The organism is Pseudomonas sp. DR48 (assembly GCF_019823085.1).
Taxonomy (GTDB): Bacteria; Pseudomonadota; Gammaproteobacteria; order Pseudomonadales; family Pseudomonadaceae; genus Aquipseudomonas.
Genome location: NZ_CP081946.1, coordinates 4,345,669 through 4,361,800, shown reverse-complemented (window position 1 = coordinate 4,361,800; position 16,132 = coordinate 4,345,669). Strand labels below are relative to the sequence as shown.

14 protein-coding genes and 3 pseudogenes are annotated in these 16,132 nt (G+C 58.5%); 8 read left to right on the top strand and 9 right to left on the bottom strand.

Features of this window, described 5'->3' with window-relative positions:
• Nucleotides 1-27 precede the first annotated feature (27 nt).
• The 4 genes and pseudogenes from K5K95_RS19870 to K5K95_RS19855 all read left to right on the top strand — a co-directional run bounded on the left by K5K95_RS19870 (nt 28) and on the right by K5K95_RS19855 (nt 3,353).
• Nucleotides 28-384 carry a DUF1937 family protein gene (locus K5K95_RS19870; protein WP_222585700.1) on the top strand — a complete coding sequence of 119 codons (357 nt, stop codon included), beginning with the start codon at nt 28-30 and terminating at the stop codon, nt 382-384.
• Nucleotides 385-563: 179 nt separating this feature from the next.
• Nucleotides 564-866: pseudogene (locus K5K95_RS19865) on the top strand (phosphotransferase); the annotation flags it as partial.
• Nucleotides 861-1,695, top strand: a pseudogene (locus K5K95_RS19860) (LysR family transcriptional regulator); the annotation flags it as partial. The pseudogenes K5K95_RS19865 and K5K95_RS19860, both read left to right, overlap by 6 nt.
• Before the next feature lie 407 nt (nt 1,696-2,102).
• Nucleotides 2,103-3,353, top strand: coding sequence for an OprD family porin (locus K5K95_RS19855; RefSeq protein ID WP_222585698.1), 1,251 nt, complete (start codon nt 2,103-2,105; stop codon nt 3,351-3,353).
• A gap of 4 nt (nt 3,354-3,357) precedes the next feature.
• On the opposite strand, the pseudogene K5K95_RS19850 reads toward K5K95_RS19855, so the two are convergent.
• The 5 genes and pseudogenes from K5K95_RS19850 to K5K95_RS19830 form a co-directional block, all read right to left on the bottom strand.
• A pseudogene (locus tag K5K95_RS19850) lies at nt 3,358-3,789 on the bottom strand (sugar phosphate isomerase/epimerase); the annotation flags it as partial.
• A 22-nt stretch (nt 3,790-3,811) separates the two neighbouring features.
• Nucleotides 3,812-4,576 carry an IclR family transcriptional regulator gene (locus K5K95_RS19845; protein ID WP_222585697.1) on the bottom strand — a complete coding sequence of 255 codons (765 nt, stop codon included), beginning with the start codon at nt 4,574-4,576 and terminating at the stop codon, nt 3,812-3,814.
• 118 nt (nt 4,577-4,694) lie between these two features.
• Nucleotides 4,695-6,014, bottom strand: a complete 1,320-nt coding sequence (locus tag K5K95_RS19840; RefSeq protein WP_261398015.1) for an MFS transporter — start codon at nt 6,012-6,014, stop codon at nt 4,695-4,697.
• A 77-nt stretch (nt 6,015-6,091) separates the two neighbouring features.
• Complete coding sequence (locus K5K95_RS19835) at nt 6,092-7,291, bottom strand: CaiB/BaiF CoA transferase family protein (RefSeq protein ID WP_222585696.1); 1,200 nt, start codon at nt 7,289-7,291, stop codon at nt 6,092-6,094.
• Nucleotides 7,288-8,229: a hydroxymethylglutaryl-CoA lyase gene (locus K5K95_RS19830; RefSeq protein WP_222585695.1), complete on the bottom strand. Its 942-nt coding sequence runs from the start codon at nt 8,227-8,229 to the stop codon at nt 7,288-7,290. The genes K5K95_RS19835 and K5K95_RS19830 overlap by 4 nt, the downstream gene beginning before the upstream one ends.
• Before the next feature lie 330 nt (nt 8,230-8,559).
• Between K5K95_RS19830 and K5K95_RS19825 the strand changes: the two genes are divergently transcribed.
• Nucleotides 8,560-9,486, top strand: coding sequence for an SMP-30/gluconolactonase/LRE family protein (locus K5K95_RS19825; RefSeq protein WP_222585694.1), 927 nt, complete (start codon nt 8,560-8,562; stop codon nt 9,484-9,486).
• Nucleotides 9,487-9,595: 109 nt separating this feature from the next.
• On the top strand, nt 9,596-10,882 hold the full coding sequence (locus K5K95_RS19820; RefSeq protein WP_222585693.1) for a CitMHS family transporter: 1,287 nt from the start codon (nt 9,596-9,598) through the stop codon (nt 10,880-10,882).
• Here K5K95_RS19820 and K5K95_RS19815 read toward each other — a convergent pair.
• The 4 genes from K5K95_RS19815 to K5K95_RS19800 are packed head-to-tail and all read right to left on the bottom strand — an operon-like array spanning nt 10,792 to nt 14,249.
• Nucleotides 10,792-11,565 (bottom strand): ABC transporter ATP-binding protein, encoded by a 774-nt coding sequence (locus K5K95_RS19815; RefSeq protein ID WP_222585692.1) that lies wholly within the window; start codon nt 11,563-11,565, stop codon nt 10,792-10,794. The genes K5K95_RS19820 and K5K95_RS19815 overlap by 91 nt on opposite strands.
• Complete coding sequence (locus K5K95_RS19810) at nt 11,562-12,410, bottom strand: ABC transporter ATP-binding protein (RefSeq protein WP_222585691.1); 849 nt, start codon at nt 12,408-12,410, stop codon at nt 11,562-11,564. The genes K5K95_RS19815 and K5K95_RS19810 overlap by 4 nt, the downstream gene beginning before the upstream one ends.
• Nucleotides 12,400-13,254 carry an ABC transporter permease gene (locus tag K5K95_RS19805; RefSeq protein WP_222585690.1) on the bottom strand — a complete coding sequence of 285 codons (855 nt, stop codon included), beginning with the start codon at nt 13,252-13,254 and terminating at the stop codon, nt 12,400-12,402. The genes K5K95_RS19810 and K5K95_RS19805 overlap by 11 nt, the downstream gene beginning before the upstream one ends.
• A complete protein-coding gene (locus K5K95_RS19800) occupies nt 13,251-14,249 on the bottom strand; it encodes an ABC transporter permease (RefSeq protein ID WP_222590379.1) in 999 nt (332 codons plus the stop codon). Before K5K95_RS19800 ends, K5K95_RS19805 begins: the two co-directional genes overlap by 4 nt.
• 95 nt (nt 14,250-14,344) lie before the next feature.
• Here K5K95_RS19800 and K5K95_RS19795 point away from each other — a divergent pair, with 95 nt between their 5' ends.
• Both K5K95_RS19795 and purU read left to right on the top strand, forming a co-directional pair.
• Nucleotides 14,345-14,674, top strand: a complete 330-nt coding sequence (locus K5K95_RS19795) for an MFS transporter (RefSeq protein ID WP_315903111.1) — start codon at nt 14,345-14,347, stop codon at nt 14,672-14,674.
• A 478-nt stretch (nt 14,675-15,152) separates the two neighbouring features.
• The gene (gene purU / locus K5K95_RS19790) at nt 15,153-16,019 is read left to right on the top strand and encodes a formyltetrahydrofolate deformylase (RefSeq protein WP_222585688.1); all 867 of its coding nucleotides are present in this window, start codon (nt 15,153-15,155) and stop codon (nt 16,017-16,019) included.
• The last annotated feature ends 113 nt before the right edge of the window (nt 16,020-16,132 follow it).

Below are 16,132 nucleotides of genomic sequence, written 5' to 3'. Positions count from 1 at the left end.
CGACTCGCCAAATTGAAAGAGGTAGAAATGCGTAAAATTTTCCTGGCCTGTCCTTACAGCCATACCGATGCCAAGGTGATCCACGAGCGCTTCCAGGCCTGCAACCAGGTGGCGGCCAAAATCGTAGAGTCGGGCAACGCTGTTTTCAGCCAAGTGACGATGTCGCACCCGATCAACCTTGCGTTTACAGGTAAGGACAACGCCGCAATCGGCAAACTCTGGGCCCCTGTCGATGCTGTGTTCATGGACGTCATGGAAGAACTCATCATCCTTGACCTGCCAGGTTGGGATATCAGCTCCGGCATCAAGCGCGAAATCGAGTTTTTCAAAGGCCGAGGCCAGAGAGTCAGCCTCTGGTCCGAAGTCGACCACGAGTTCCATTAATCCGAAGGGGGTCGTATGACCCCCTTCTCATTCCTGACCAAAAACAAGCCCGGCGCCCGGCAGGAGCGACGATCCGCCAAGGCTTGTGTTGTCAGGAATACTGATGATGATCTGCTTTTTTCATCAGGCGAGACGGACATAGATTGGCACGCTCAACTGCCTGCCCAATGGTAACGTCCATGTTCTCCCAAGAAGTGCCCGTTTCGCCCCCGACCACCCTGCTCACACGCTCCAGCCAACCAGCCCCTTCACTTAGTGCAGTCCAGGCCCAGGCCTTGCTGCGGGCGCACTATGGCCTTGAAGGCGCCCTGCAAACGCTCGGTAGCCAACAGGATCTCAATTACCGACTGGATACGCTGCAAGGGCGCTTCGTGTTCAAGGTCTGCCACGGCAGCTACGCCCGGGTCGAACTCGAAGCGCAACATGCGGCCCTGACCTTCCTGCGCGAACAAGGATTGCCGGTGCCGGCTGTGCATGCGGCACGCAAACTGGGCCGCGTATCCTAGGCGATCGGCATGGCGATCGCCCAATTGGAAGCGGAGCTGGACTTGCAACTGTTCGACCGGGCCACGCGCAAGGCCCTGCCGACGGCGGCGGCCCTCGCCCTCGAGCCCCAGGCACGGCAGGTCATCTGCCAGCTGAATGCGCTCGACGCCCAGGCCCTGCAACTGCACAAGGGACTGGAAAAGCGCTTGAGCATCGCCATGGCGCCAGAGCTGCAAACCGGCAACTGGAGCCAACCCCTGGAACGCCTGGCCCAGGAGTTCCCCAATCTGCAGATCGAACTGCGCTCGGCCTCGCAGACCGAAGCGGTACGCATGCTGCACGAAGGCAGCGTGCAGTTGGCTCTGGTCTTCGAACGGCCCGGCATCGATGAGCGCGAGTCTTTTCTCGAGGCGGGCAGCCAGTTGCTGGTAGCGATTGCCTCGCCCCGGCATCCCGTCGCGCAAGGAAACGGCGTTCCATTGAGCGAGGAACAACTTGCCAAGCAGCGCCAGATCATCGTGACCTCGGGAACCCCCACAGGTTCCGATCCACGTATCGTGCTGTCCCGACAGATCTGGCTGACCGACAGCTACCTGGCCACCCTGGATCTGGTCCAGTCCGGCCTGGGCCTACCTGCCCCAGCCATTGGTGCAACCTCTGATCGCCTCGGGCGCCTTGAGGGAAGTGCACTTCGACAACATGGCCAGCCGACTGCGGCTGTGGGTCGATGTCATCTGGATCAAGTTGGAGCCGCTGGGTCTGGGTGCCCAACGGTACCTGCAGATCATCCGCGAGGTGTTCGCCAACGAACCATCGAGGGCATAGGCCCAGTTCGAGCGCGCAGGCCCCGTAGCGTGGCAGAAACGAGCCATTCACGCGGACATTCGACGCCGTATGAAGACGCTCACGCGACATCTCTCATCTCGAAACAGAGAAATATCTCCAAAAAGAGATTTTTCTTCCTGCGCGATTGGGCTGGCCTTTAAAGGAAAAAAGCACAAAGACCGTCTTGATTTAGAGACTCCCATCATCCCTTGTTTTCTTCGATTTCGAAAATAAGCCATGGAAGTCAATCGATTACAGATCTGGCACGGTCTTCGCTATGTCGCCGACGCGGCTTAAGCCCGCATAGCCGACATAACAACAATCAAGGCTGCCCGAATGCGAATCCACCTCTGCGGACACCACGGCTGGTCCCGCTTCGCAAACGGTGCCGTGCCAGGAGATCACTAATGAGCCGTGCCGCTATTCTCGCCACACTGGGCTCCACCCTCGCGCTCTCGCCCCAGGCCTTCGCCGAGTTTCTTGCCAACAGCAAAGCCAGCGTCGAGCTGCGCAACTTCTACTTCAACCGCGACTTCCGCCAGGACAACGCCCCGCAATCCAAACAGGAAGAATGGGCACAGGGCTTCCTGCTGCGCTACGAATCCGGCTACACCGAAGGCACCATCGGCGTGGGGGTCGACGCCCTTGGCCTGCTCGGCGTGAAGCTCGACTCCAGCCCCGACCGCGCGGGCTCCGGCCTGCTACCGCGCGATCGGGAAAGGGTCAACGGCGCGCCGGACAACTACAGCGAGCTGGGCCTGACCGCCAAGTTGCGCGCCTCCAAAAGCGTGCTCAAGGTCGGCACCCTGCTGCCCAAGCTGCCCACCGTACTGGCCAACGATTCGCGCCTGCTGCCGCAGACCTTCGAAGGGGCGCACCTGAACTCCAGCGAGTTCGCCGGCCTGACTTTCGACGGCGGCCGCTTGCGCCAAGTGAGCCAGCGCGACTCCTCCAACCGCGAGGACATGACCGTCACCACCGGCAACGCGCGCGGCATTGTCGCCAGTGCTACCAGCGACCAGTTCGACTTCGCCGGCCTGAGCTACAAGTGGACACCGCAACTCACCACCGGCTACAGCTACGCCAAGCTCGACGGACTCTACGACCAGCACATCGTCAACCTCGTGCATGTGCTGCCGATCAGCCAAGGACAGTCGCTCAAGACCGATCTGCGGTATGCCCGCTCCGACGACGACGGCCACAGCAACGTCGACAACCGCGCCTTCGGCGCCCTGCTGACCTACACCCTGGGCGGGCACGGCTTCGGCGCCGGTTATCAATCGATGAGCGGCGACACCGGCTTCGCCTACATCGGCGGCGCCGATGCCTTCCTGGTCAACTTCGTCCAGATCGGCGATTTCGCCAACCGTGACGAGAAGTCCTGGCAGGCCCGCTACGACTACGATTTTGCTGCGCTCGGGATGCCCGGCCTGACCTTCATGACCCGCTACCTGTCCGGCGACAACATCGAGTTGGGCGCCGGCCGACCCGAAGGCAAGGAGTGGGAACGCGACACCGACATCGGCTACGTAGTACAGAGCGGACCGTTGAAGAACGTCGGTGTGAAGTGGCGCAACGCGACCGTGCGGTCCAGCCATTTCGGCAACGATCTGGATGAAAACCGCCTGATCCTCAGTTACGTGCTGCCACTCTGGTAATTCCTCAACACGACTGCGCGCGGCTCTGGCCGCGCGACACCTTGCGCCAAACCCCACGCACCAGCTCCTTCAACATCAACACCTCTGCCCAGCGATCCGTGATATCACGCCCATCAGCCCCTGTGATCGCATAAGGCGGCGGGTCGAGTTCGCAGGTGAAGAGACAGGCCGGCGGGTGTGTTCGGGCGCGCCAGCCAATCCTCGATCCCTAACGCCACCCGCTCAGGAATCGATCCAGCCAGGGTCGATGCTGGGCGAAGCGCGAGGGCACATGGACCCGTTCGCCGTTGGCGACCCGACCGTGCAAGCCCCAACTGTGGCGCAGGATGGTGAGGATCTGCTCGTCGTCTTCAGCAGAAGTCGACTCAGGCAATTCCCGGCCCACGACGTAGTGGCACAAGGCTGCCAACCGTTTGAGTTCGGGCATTTGCGCGAGGTTCTGGCCCGGCCTGACGGGCCTACAGACTGAGTCTTTCCAATGCCGCTCGCAGCTCTGCACTGTTGCCACCCAAAGCGCTGGTGGCGATCACCGCATTGCGAAGAAGGACAGCCGCCGCGTGCTCGATGCGGTCTTTCACCAACCGATCGGATGGCCCTGAAAGTGTGAGCGCGCCCTTCAATTCGCCGCCCATGGCAAACACCGGTACGGACACCGCCGTTGTATCCGGGTCACGCTCTCCGAAGGAACATGCCCAAAATCGTTCCCGAACCTCTGCCAGCGCTGGATCTGCGTGGCGCAGGAATGCCCTGAGGATTTTCCCGGAGGCCCCCGAGTGCAACGCAAAGCGTGCGCCTTCCAATACGGAAACCCGCACGGCACGCTTTGGCTCGACGCGGAAGAGCACCACGCGACTGCCGTTTTCAAGCACATAAAAGGAAGAGGTTTCGCCGCTCTCTTCAGTGATCGATTCCAGCAACGGGTGGATCACGTCACGCAACCGGAATGACGCCTGGTACAACTGGGAAAGGCGCAATGGCTCCGGACCGACCGAATAGTTGCCATCGCTCGAGCGGCGCACGAATCCGGCTTTTTCCAGCGAGGCAATCAGGCGCAGGATGGTGCTTTTATAGAGCCCGGTACGTCGCGCGATCTCCGCCAGGCTCAAGTATTCATGATCGATATTGAATGCACCGAGGATCGCAAACGCACGATCAACTGCCGCTACACCTCCTTCGGATTGGCTGGTTTGCTCCGCTGGATTCTTGTCTGGGTCACTCTTCATGGTTACTCGCAAGCTCTAGATAGTCGACGACCGAAAGGGACGTCCTTGTCCAACCGTCGCGTCAGACATTTTTCAGTCGCAGTAACATACCCTTTCAATCCCGACTGCCGCCACTGGATCAATCCTCGCGCAGAAAGAAACGCAACAACGTCACCATCCCCGCAGCGAAAAACATGATGCAGCCCATGACCATCAAGCCAGCCGTGAAAGAGCCGGTGTAATCCTTGAGAAAGCCCATCAGGTAGGGGCCGACGAACCCGCCGAAGGCACCGATCGAGTTGATCAACGCAATGCCTCCCGCCGCCGCCTGGCCACGAAGAAACTTGCCTGGCAGGGTGTAGAAAATAGTCTTGCCGGCAATCGTACCGACCAACGCCAGGGTGATGCCGATCAAAGCGGGAACCAGGGCATCCATCTGCAGGGCCACCACCAGCGCCAAGCCTGCCAGAAGCATGGCCAGGGTCAGGTTGAAAATGCCTTTGCCAGTGCGATCGACATGTTTCGCCCAGATCAACAAACCAATGGTTGCAAAGAAATACGGAATGGCTGCAACCCAACCAATCATGCTCACCTCTACGCCGTGAGCCTTGAGCATCTGCGGCAGCCAAATGCCGATGCCATAGGAGCCCAGCGTAAAGCTGAAGGTGATCGAACTGAGAATCCATACTCGAGGGTCTTTCAACGCCGCCTTGAAACCGTGGCTGTGCTGACCTTTGCTCTGTTCCTGCGCCAGCATGCCATTGAGCAATTCACGCTCGTCATCGGAAAGCCACTTGGCTTGTGCAGGTGTATTGGTCAGCACCTTCAGCGTGACCAGCCCGAGGATGCAGGCCGGAATCCCTTCGATCAGAAACATCCACTGCCAGCCCGCAAGCCCCAGAATGCCATGCATTTGCAGCAGCCAGACTGACAACGGGCCGCCAACCAGGAACGAAATGGGCGTGGCGACGGTAAACCATGCAAGCACGCGTGTTCGGTATTGAGCCGGAAACCACAGGGTCAGAAAAAATATGACGCCGGGAAAGAAACCCGCCTCGGCAATCCCGAGAATCAGCCTCACCACGTAAAAACTGTTGGGCCCGACCACCAACGCCGTTGCCGCGGCAGCCAGCCCCCAGGTGATCATGATCCGGGCCATCCAAAGCCTGGCGCCATACCGGTACATGGCGAGGTTACTGGGGACTTCGCACAAGCAATAGCCAAAAAACATGATGCCCGCGCCAAGACCGAACTGCGTTGCAGTCAGCCCCAGGTCTTCAGTCATCTGCAAGGCTGCATAACCGACGCTGGTGCGGTCCAGATAGTTGAAAAAGTACGCCAGTGCAAGCAGCGGAATCAGACGCCACGCGGCCTTGTGCAGTACGCGCGTCTGTTGCTCGCTCAGTGACTGCGAATCGATGCTACCGGCACGTTTGGGGGTTGCCGTGACAATCGCCATGACAGGTTCCTCGAATTATTTTTATAGGGCCGGCGGCGGGAATAACCACCAGCGATTGTGTTGCCTACCGGCTTTGATCAGCGAACGATGCCGCGCGCGCGCAGTTCGTCGATATCTGTCTCGGCATAGCCCATTTGCATGAGTAGCTCCTCGGAATGGCTTCCCAGGGCGGGCACGTTGAGACGCGCATCGAAACGCTGGCCATTCATTTCAAAGGGCAGCATCGGCACTTTCACCTCGTCGCCGTTATCCAGAGCCAGATGCGCCAGACCACCGGATTCATTCAGATGGACGTCCTCAAACAGGTCCTGGGGACGCTGGATGGGCGAGAAAGGCAGACCTGCCTGCTCACACATGTCCATGACAGACTGCTTGCTCAGTTGCGCAAGACGTTCTCTGACCACCGGCAGGATCGTCGAGCGTGCCTGGACACGCTGAGTGTTTTTGGCCAGCAAGGGATCTTGCCCAAACTGCTCGAAACCAAATGCCTGGCAAAAGCTCAGCCACTGGCTGTCGCTGACAACGCCCATGAACACTTGTTGATCATCACAGGTATCGAAAACGTCGTAGATGGCCCACGCCGAAAGCCGGCTGGGCATCGGTGCCGCGGGCTTGCCCGTGGTCGCCATTTGCATCATGTGCTGGCCGACCAGGAACGCCGAGTTCTCAAAGAGGCCGGTCTGCACGAACTGCCCTTCCCCGGTCGCCTTGCGCTGCCAGAGCGCAGCCAGGATCGAAATGGCGCTGAACATTCCGCCCATCACGTCATTGACCGAGGCGCCCGCCCGCAAGGGTCGCCCCTCAGGCCCGGTCATATACGCCAGGCCGGTCATCATCTGCACCACTTCATCCAGTGCGGTACGGTGCGCGTAAGGCCCCGGCAAAAAGCCCTTCATGGAGCTGTAAATGATATCGGGTTTGATGGCCTTGACCTGCTCGTATCCCAAGCCAAGCTTTTCCATCGCCCCAGGCCGAAAGTTCTCGGTGACTACGTCAGCGGTTTCTATCAGCTTGCGTACGGCGGCCATGCCTTCACTCGTCTTGATATCGACGGCGAAGCTTTTCTTGTTGCGGTTGTACGTCACCCAGTATCCGGCGCCTGAACCGGTCAGGCGACGCGTGTTATCACCCTCGGGGGTAGGCTCCACCTTTATGACTTCGGCACCCAGGTCGGCCAGGACCAGACCACAGGTCGGTCCCATGACCATATGCACGAACTCAATGACGCGCACACCGGCTAGCGGCAAGGTTTGCAGGTTAGCGTTACGGGCACTCATCGTGCACCCCCGGCATAGTGGAAGTTCTTGCCTACACCGGCATCGGGGATGAATCCGTACAGCGGCTCACCGGGCAACCCTTTCTTCAGCCATTCCCGCGCCGCCACAAGCTTGTCGATATCGACGCCGGTACGCAGCCCCATGGATTCGAGCAGGTAGACCAGGTCCTCGGTGACGATATTGCCCGATGCGCCTGGCGCGTATGGGCACCCGCCAATGCCACCCTGGGAGGCATCTATCGTCGTGACGCCCACTTCCAGCGCCGCCACTACGTTTGCCAGGCCTTGCCCTCGAGTGTTGTGGAAGTGCGCACTGCCGGCCATGCCCCCGATTTCCTGGCGCAATCTTGTGAACACACTGCGGACCTGCGTCGGATTGGCATAACCAACGGTATCGGCCAACCCCACCTCGTCAACGCCCAGGCGCGCCATGATCAGCGCCATGCGAATCACATCGTCTTCGCGTACCTCGCCCTGGATCGTGCAGCCAAACACCGTGGACAAGCCCGCTTCAATTTCCACATGGGTGTATCGCTCATTACGCAGGGCGACAATCGAGCCCACCTCTTCGTAGACCTGATCATGCGTCTTGCGGATGTTGGCGATCGAGTGCGGCTCACTGACCGAGATCGGCAACGTGATTTTCTGCACACCGGCAGCAAACGCTGCCTGTGCCCCTTTGAGATTGGGTACCAGGGCGGTGACGAACACTTCAGGTCGCTGACGCATATGTTCGACCAACTGCGCAGCGTCGGCCATTTGCGGCAAAAGCTTGGGCGATACGAAGGAGCCGATTTCGATTTCCCCCAGTCCCGCGTCTGCCAGAGCGGTCAGCCATTGAAGTTTCAATTCGGTCGGCATTGTCGCACTGACGCTTTGCAGCCCGTCTCGCGGACCTACCTCACTGATCAGAATGTCGATGTTTTTCTTATGGTTCATCGCCCGGTCTCCGGATGTATAAGTCAGATCGTTCTACCAGATAGAACTACGTTCTGTTTATAGAATGAGCCTGGTCTTTTCCGCTGTCAACGCACCGTCTATCCGGAATGCGAATAAACATGTCGTGCACACAGCGCAAACCGGATCGGCAATCGGGGAACAATGGTGCGGCGAATAACGATCGGATGGTTGACAGATACGCTAATAACATCGACATTTGTTCCGTCTGTAGGCATATCGTTCTATTAGACAGAACAACAACAATACCTAACGAAGCGCTCGCAACCGCAAAACCGGTGCGCGTTTCTTCGCCTGCCAGGAGACGACCCAGTGAGCCTGTATGCCCCCCCGCGCGATTTGACGGCGCGTTTATTCACCACCCTTCCCCGCGCATTCCACAAGGATGGCGACTCAGACTGGGTGCGGGCGAACAAACCCGGGCAAAGGGTCGAGAGCTTTCTGGAAGGTCCATCCTTCGATGTACATGGCAACCTTTACGTGACCGACATTCCCTATGGCCGAATCTTTCGTATTAATCCGCAGGGCACGTGGACGCTGGTGGTCGAATACGATGGCTGGCCCAACGGACTGAAGATCCATCGCGATGGCCGAATCTTCATCGCCGACTACAAACGCGGCATCCTGGTACTGGACCCACACAGTGGCGTGATCAGCCCGTTTCTCACTCATAACCGCAGCGAAGGATTCAAAGGGGTCAACGACCTGTTTTTCGACGCTGCCGGCAAACTCTACTTCACCGATCAAGGACAGACAGGCCAGCACGATCCCACTGGCCGGGTGTTCACCTACGATCTGGATAAAGAAATGCTGACCTGCCTGATCGACAACGGCCCCAGCCCGAACGGCCTGGTGATGGACCTCGCTCAGAATGCGCTATTTGTGGCCATGACCCGGGGCAACGCGGTCTGGCGGCTGCCGATCAAGCGCGATGGCAGTACCAGCAAGGTCGGAATTTTCACCGCCATGGCGGGCGGCGTCAGTGGCGCGGACGGTATGGCACTGGACACCGACGGCAACCTGTACGTATGCGACGCGGGCAATGGCTGCGTGTGGGTTTTCGATTCCCACGCCGTGCCGCTCTACCGCATTCGTGCCTGCACCCAGGGTCGCACGGTTACTAACCTGGCCTTTGGCGGCCAAGGCAATAAACAGCTGTTTATCACCGACTCATCCAGCAGCGCGATTCTGGTCGCCGATCTCGAGCACGCTGGCCAGCCCATGTACTCCCACAGCTGAATTCCCTAAAACGCAGACCTTGTGCGCAATGCGCACGGGGTTCGCTCGACCTGAAAAAAGCGGGCGCCACCTGCCCGCACCCGACAAAACCAATAAAAGGGGGCATCCCATGTTGATCTTTCTCAGCTATGCCATGATCACTTGCTTCATGTACTTGATCATGAGTAAGCGCCTGTCACCGCTGGTGGCATTGCTGCTCGTACCCATCGCATTTGGCTGCCTGGCGGGCTTCGCCCCGCAACTGGGCACCATGATGTTCGATGGCGTGAAGATGCTGGCACCCACCGGCATCATGTTGACGTTTGCGATCCTTTATTTCTGCATGATGACCGACGCGGGGTTGTTCAACCCGCTCATCAAGGTACTCCTGCGCCTGGTCCAGGGCGATCCGCGCAAGATCGTCGTCGGCACGGCCGTGCTCGGGCTATGCGTCGGGCTGGATGGCGATGGCGCTACCACCTACATCATCGCCACCGCCGCGCTGCTGCCACTGTACCGATTGACGGGCATCCGCTTGCAGGTGATGGCGACGGTGTTGCTGATGGCCATTGGCGTGATGAACATCCTGCCTTGGGCAGGGCCGTTTTCCCGTGCCGCCAGCGCCATGCATGTCGACATCACCGAATTGTTCGTGCAGATGATTCCGATCATGGTCGCCGGTGGGCTATGGGTCATTTTTGCCGCCTGGTGGCTGGGGCGCATGGAATATCGCCGCCTGGGGCGAGTCAGCGTGAGCGAGGACGAAGTGCTCAAAGGCTATGCTCATATTCGCCTGAATGATCCGCGCTTTCTGTTCAACCTCTCGCTCACCCTTACGCTGATCGCTTGCATGATGCTGAGTCTGATGCCATTGCCAATCCTGTTCATGATTGCCTTTGGCCTCGCATGCGTGGTCAATTTCCCGACGCTGAAACAACAAAAGGAAGTCATCGCCCGGCATGCGGACAACGTCATGGCCGTCACCTTGCTGATCTTCGCGGCGGGCATTTTCGTCGGCATCATGGGCGGCACCGGGATGATCAAGGCCATCTCGGAAAACCTGGTCTCCCTCCTGCCGCAGCAGTCGGGTCACTACATGTCGGTGATTACTGCACTGCTCAGCATGCCGTTTACCTACGTTCTGACCAATGATGCTTTCTATTTTGGCGTGCTGCCCATCCTGGCAGAAACGGCGGCTCACTATGGAATAGATCGACACGAGATGGCGATCGCTTCACTGATCGGTCAGCCCGTGCATTTGCTCAGCCCACTGGTTGCGTCCACGTATTTGCTGTGCGGACTGCTGGATATCGACTACGGCGACAATCAGCGCGTCTCACTGAAATGGACGGTCGGGACAGTACTGGTGATGTTGATCGCCGCCATTGGGGTTGGTGCGATTACGGTTCTTAACTGAGCACGATCGAGTCGCTGCTCGATACCGCCCTGCTTGATCAACAGCGCTATGTCACAGAGATGAGCAACCGTGTTCATATCGTGGCTGACCAGGATCATGGTCATGCCGGTGTCACGACGCAGCGTCTGGAGCAGGTTGAGGATCTCGGCCTGGACAGTCATGTCCAACGCCGAGGTTGGCTCGTCGAGCAACAGCAGTCTGGGGCGCAATTGCAATGCACGAACAATGGCGATGCGTTGCCGTTGGCCACCGGATAGCTGGTGCGGAAAACGCTCCAGAATTTCGCCCGGCAAGCCCACTTGTTCGAGTGACGCAACAAGACTGGCTTCATCGAACGGCAACCCATTGATCTGCCGAGGCTCGCGCAAGCTGCGGCGAATCCGGTGCAAGGGATGCAATGAGGCATAAGGGTCCTGAAACACCATTTGCACATCCCGACGCAGTGCACCAGTAAAGGCTCGCTGTGCCGTCAGGGAATGGCCGAACAACTGAACACGGCCCTGCCAATCGCGCTGCAAGCCCGCCAGCACCCTTAACAGGGTCGATTTGCCTGAACCGGAACCACCAATCAAGCCACAACACTCACCGGCCTCGATTTGTATCTGCTCGACTTGCAGCGCGGTGAAGTGGCTCAAGCCACGTTTGAAACTGACGGTCAACGAAGCGATGTCCACGATGCTCATTGCTGCTCCTCAAGCAGGCGCCTGTCCAGGGTTGGCAGTAAGCGCCCATAACTCAGCGCCGACGGCTGACAGTTCCATAACGTGTTCGTGTAACGGTGACTGGACGTGGCCAACTCCGTTGCCCGGCACTGATCGACAATGTTGCCTCGGTACATGACCAGCGCCCGGTCGCAGTATCTGGCAACCAAGGGCAAGTCATGACTGATCAACAGCAATCCCATGCCCCGCTTTTCCACCAGCCCCATGATCAACTCGAGCATTTGGTCGCGCAGGCTGCTGTCCAGCGCTGAAGTCGGTTCGTCGGCAATCAGCAAGCGCGGGTCGTTGATTAGCATGGCCGCCAACATGACCCGTTGCCCCATACCGCCGGACAGTTCATGTGGATAACGATCATAGAGGGCCGTGGGGTTCGGCAAACCTACGGCTTCGAGCATTTCCAGGACTTTCTCTCGGCGTTCGCGCCGTCCCAGCCGGGTGTGCAATACCAGCAACTCTTCCACCTGAGTACCCACTTTAAGCACCGGATTGAGCGAGTATTTCGGGTCCTGCAGCACCAGCGACAATGACGTGCCACGTAGGGACTGCCATTGCTTTTCACCCAACCCCAGCAGATCAGTGCGCCCCAACCGCAGTTGCTCGGCACCGACTCGACCGGGACGGGGCACCAGCCCCAACAGCGCGCGGGCGGTGAGTGACTTGCCCGAACCGGACTCCCCCACCAGGACGACCTTTTCAGTACCGACGGCGAAGTCGATGCCCTTGACGACTTCGACAAACCGAGCGCCAGCCACTGGAAACCCGACACGCAGGCCGCGTACATCCAGCAGAGTTTCATCACGTACCATGTCGGGGATCCAGAACATCGCGCAGGCCATCGCCCAGCAGATTGAAGGACAGGCTCGTCAGCAGGATGGCGATACCCGGTGCTGCTGCGCCCCACCACTGATCGAAGATGACACGGCCGCCATCGGCAACCATCGAGCCCCACTCTGCCGTGGGCGGCTCCACCCCCAAACCAAGAAAGCCCAACCCGGCGGCGGCCAGAATGATTCCGCCCAGGTTCAAGGTCACGCGCACAATCACCGACGGCAGGCACAACGGCAACACATGCCCAAGTAACAGGCGCGCGCCCCGTATCCCCTCCAGATGGGCAGCGGCGAGGTAGTCGCTGTTACGCAAAACACTCGTCTCGGCCCTGGCCTGGCGAGCGAACGCGGGCCACGCCGTGAGGGAAAGTGCCAATGCGCCATTGAGCAGGCCGGGGCCGAGAATGGCGACGAACGCCAACGCCAGCACCAGTTGCGGAAACGCCATGACCACATCGGTGAGGCGCATCAGGATGCGTTCCAGCCAACCGCCAAAGAAGCCCGCCGTGACACCGACCAGCACGCCGATTGGCAATGTCAGCAGCAAGACCAGTGACACCAGCAACAAGGTTGGACGGGTGCCGTAGAGCAAACGCGTGAAGAGGTCTCGACCAAAACCGTCGGTACCCAACCAATGTTGGGCCGAAGGTGGCAACAGGCGTTCCTGAATATTTTGCTGGTTCGGATCAAAGCCGCTCAACAGCGGCGCGAACACCGCCACCAACACCAGCACGACGATCAGCGATACACCCAGCGCCAAAGCAGGCGAGCTGCGCCACCAGCGCCGGACCAATACGCCGTCGAAGGCAACGGAAACACTCATGACACCTCCCGGATACGTGGATCGATAAGGCCTGCCAGCACATCAGCCAGGCCATTGACGACCACGAAACACAGTCCGATCAACAGAATCGCCGGTACATCGCCGGCGAACAACGCCGTGGTCAGATAGCGGCCAATGCCCGGCCAGGCAAATACGGTTTCAGTAAGAATCGATCCTTCGAGCAAACTGGCGTAGGACAGCGCAACCACCACTACCAACGTGCCGGCGACATTGGGCAAAACATGGCGCAACAACACCCGCCCGCGCCCGGCGCCCTTAGCCAATGCGGTCATCACATATTCCTTGCCCATCTCACCCAGCAACGCAGAGCACGTGAGCCGGCAAATACCGGCCATGGCATAAAAACCCAAGACCAACACCGGCAACACCAGGTGCGAAAACGCATTCGCCAACGCTCCCGACTCACCGGAGCGCCAGGTATCCCAGAGCACCCAGCCGCTGGACAATTCGATGCTGTAGAAATACCCATCATCCAGGCGTCCCGGACCTCCTGCCCACTGCAACTTTGCGTAGAACAGCAACAACATCAGCAAGCCAAGCCAGAACACCGGCACCGAATAACCAATCAGGGAAAACAATCGCACCAGAGTGTCGACCCAGCCACCTGGCCGCCACGCAGCCAGCAGCCCCAACGACAATCCCAGGCTGGCGCCCAGAATGATCGCCAGGGTCGCCAGTTCCAGCGTCGCGGGCAGTGCACGTTTCAAATCATCCAGCACAGGTTGGCTGGATGTATTCGAAACGCCCAGGTCGCCCTGTGTCAGCTGCTTGAGGTAGCGACCCAATCGCACCGGCCAGGGCTGATCGAGCCCCAGATCCGTACGCACCTGAGTCAGGGTTGATTCACTGGCGCGGTCGCCGGCGATGCGTAATGCCGGATCCACGGGTGACAAGGTGGTCAGCACAAAGGTGAAAAACAACAGGCCGACGAGCGTGACCAACAGCGTCAACAGTCCGCTACCGGCCACTCGTATCCCGCGAGAAGCTCCCGCCCTCACTTGATTTTGCTCACCTGATCGAAATACGGCAGCGAAACAGTGATGTTCTGCAGGACACCCTCTACCCCGGCATGGACCGCGACCTGGTTACGGCCTTGCAGGGCCACCACGAAGGGCGAGTTTTCATGATCGGACTGTCAGGCCTGGCATGGTCAGTAGGCGCTATGACAGCCTTCATCGTTGGTTATGTCGTAGTGGCCTGGACTGGCGACCACTCTATGTGGCGTTGGATGTTGTTCAGTGGCGCAGTAGTGGGTCTGATCGTGGTGATAATCCGCCGCGGCATCCCTGAGTCGCCCCGTTGGCTGGCCAGCAAAGGCCGCGTGAAAGAAGCAGAAGCGGTGATCAAGCTGGTATACGGTAAAACCGTGACCAACACTCAGGCGGCCACAGCCTACTGAGGCGGCAGTTTCATCTCGGAGAAAGGCGCCGAGAGGCATCCCCCCTGAAAGGCCCCCATAAAACCAGATAGCCGTCATACAAGCTTAACGGCAGCTACGCCCCCCCCGCAGATCCGTGTTGAGCAGTTGCCATCATCAGCGTTCCCCGCTCCCATTCTTGCCCCATCAGGCATACGGCGCGACCGCTACATCAAGATTGGCAGCTTGCCCAATGAACGGAAATACCCTATCGTTCATGAACAAATTCATGATATAGTTCACGAGCGTCCAGCATCCAGGCTCCCATCCCCTGAAAGCCCATGCGCCGTGGCGATGTGTGAGCCCTACCTGGATCTCAGCGGCAGGTTGGGTGGATTTGGCCATCCGAAGCTGATTGATACTGAGGCCGCTCCAGGTAATGAATTCATCACGGTCATAACATTGTCACATCGGCGGTTTTGACCACTAGGCAAATCACAAATCATATCGGGATGAGATTATGCAAACTACAGCCAACAATTACATTTTAAACGTAAGCTGTCCGGCTACGTCGGGGATAATCTCAGCGATTTCCTCTTTCCTGGCTGAGAGCGGTTTCTATATTAGTGAAATGGCACAGTATGACGACGAGCAAAATGGAAGGTTTTTCACACGCGCGTTGTTCCGCTGCAACGATGGAGCGGCTATCGATCTCAATTCTGTGCGAAACGATTTCGCTTCGATCGCCGAAAGATTCGATATGCACTGGTCTATTCATCCTGAGAATGACCCGATGCGGGTGCTTTTAATGGTGAGTAAATTCGACCACTGCCTCTCTGATCTATTATACCGACGCGCCAAAGGGGATCTCGAAATGGAGATGACTGCGGTTGTGTCCAATCATCTGGACTTACGCCCCATGGTAGAGCGCGAGGGAATCAGATTTGTTTACCTGCCAATAACAAAGGAAACAAAGGCGCAACAGGAGGCTGCATTAATGAAAATCGTGCAGGACACTGGCACGGAGCTGGTTGTACTAGCGCGCTACATGCAAATTCTCTCCGACAATCTGTGCAAGCAGCTGTCCGGACGCGCTATCAATATTCACCATTCCTTCCTTCCTGGCTTTAAAGGAGCGAAGCCGTACCATCAAGCATATGAACGCGGCGTGAAACTCATCGGCGCTACTGCACACTACGTCACCAGCGATTTGGACGAAGGTCCAATAATCGAGCAAGAGGTGCAACGCGTCGATCACGCATACGTTGCCGAGGCATTGGTCGCGGTTGGCCGTGACACCGAAACTCTCGCCCTCTCTCGAGCGGTGAAATGGCATATCGAACGCCGTGTATTCATGAACGGCAGTCGGACCATTATTTTCCGCTGACAACGGCTCGTATTTTCTTCAAGAGCTTGCCCATAAGCATTTAATTCATCAATCCGGCCTCCCGAAAATTAAGACTTGGAGGCTTAATTTGAGCGCAAATTTAAACATCGCGG

Coding starts and splice junctions, on each gene's coding strand:
- K5K95_RS19870 (WP_222585700.1), top strand. CDS start 28: ATGCGTAAAATTTTCCTGGCCTGTCCTTACAGCCATACCGATGCCAAG.
- K5K95_RS19855 (WP_222585698.1), top strand. CDS start 2,103: ATGAGCCGTGCCGCTATTCTCGCCACACTGGGCTCCACCCTCGCGCTC.
- K5K95_RS19845 (WP_222585697.1), bottom strand. CDS start 4,576: ATGAAGAGTGACCCAGACAAGAATCCAGCGGAGCAAACCAGCCAATCC.
- K5K95_RS19840 (WP_261398015.1), bottom strand. CDS start 6,014: ATGGCGATTGTCACGGCAACCCCCAAACGTGCCGGTAGCATCGATTCG.
- K5K95_RS19835 (WP_222585696.1), bottom strand. CDS start 7,291: ATGAGTGCCCGTAACGCTAACCTGCAAACCTTGCCGCTAGCCGGTGTG.
- K5K95_RS19830 (WP_222585695.1), bottom strand. CDS start 8,229: ATGAACCATAAGAAAAACATCGACATTCTGATCAGTGAGGTAGGTCCG.
- K5K95_RS19820 (WP_222585693.1), top strand. CDS start 9,596: ATGTTGATCTTTCTCAGCTATGCCATGATCACTTGCTTCATGTACTTG.
- K5K95_RS19815 (WP_222585692.1), bottom strand. CDS start 11,565: ATGAGCATCGTGGACATCGCTTCGTTGACCGTCAGTTTCAAACGTGGC.
- K5K95_RS19810 (WP_222585691.1), bottom strand. CDS start 12,410: ATGGTACGTGATGAAACTCTGCTGGATGTACGCGGCCTGCGTGTCGGG.
- K5K95_RS19805 (WP_222585690.1), bottom strand. CDS start 13,254: ATGAGTGTTTCCGTTGCCTTCGACGGCGTATTGGTCCGGCGCTGGTGG.
- K5K95_RS19795 (WP_315903111.1), top strand. CDS start 14,345: ATGGACCGCGACCTGGTTACGGCCTTGCAGGGCCACCACGAAGGGCGA.
- purU (WP_222585688.1), top strand. CDS start 15,153: ATGCAAACTACAGCCAACAATTACATTTTAAACGTAAGCTGTCCGGCT.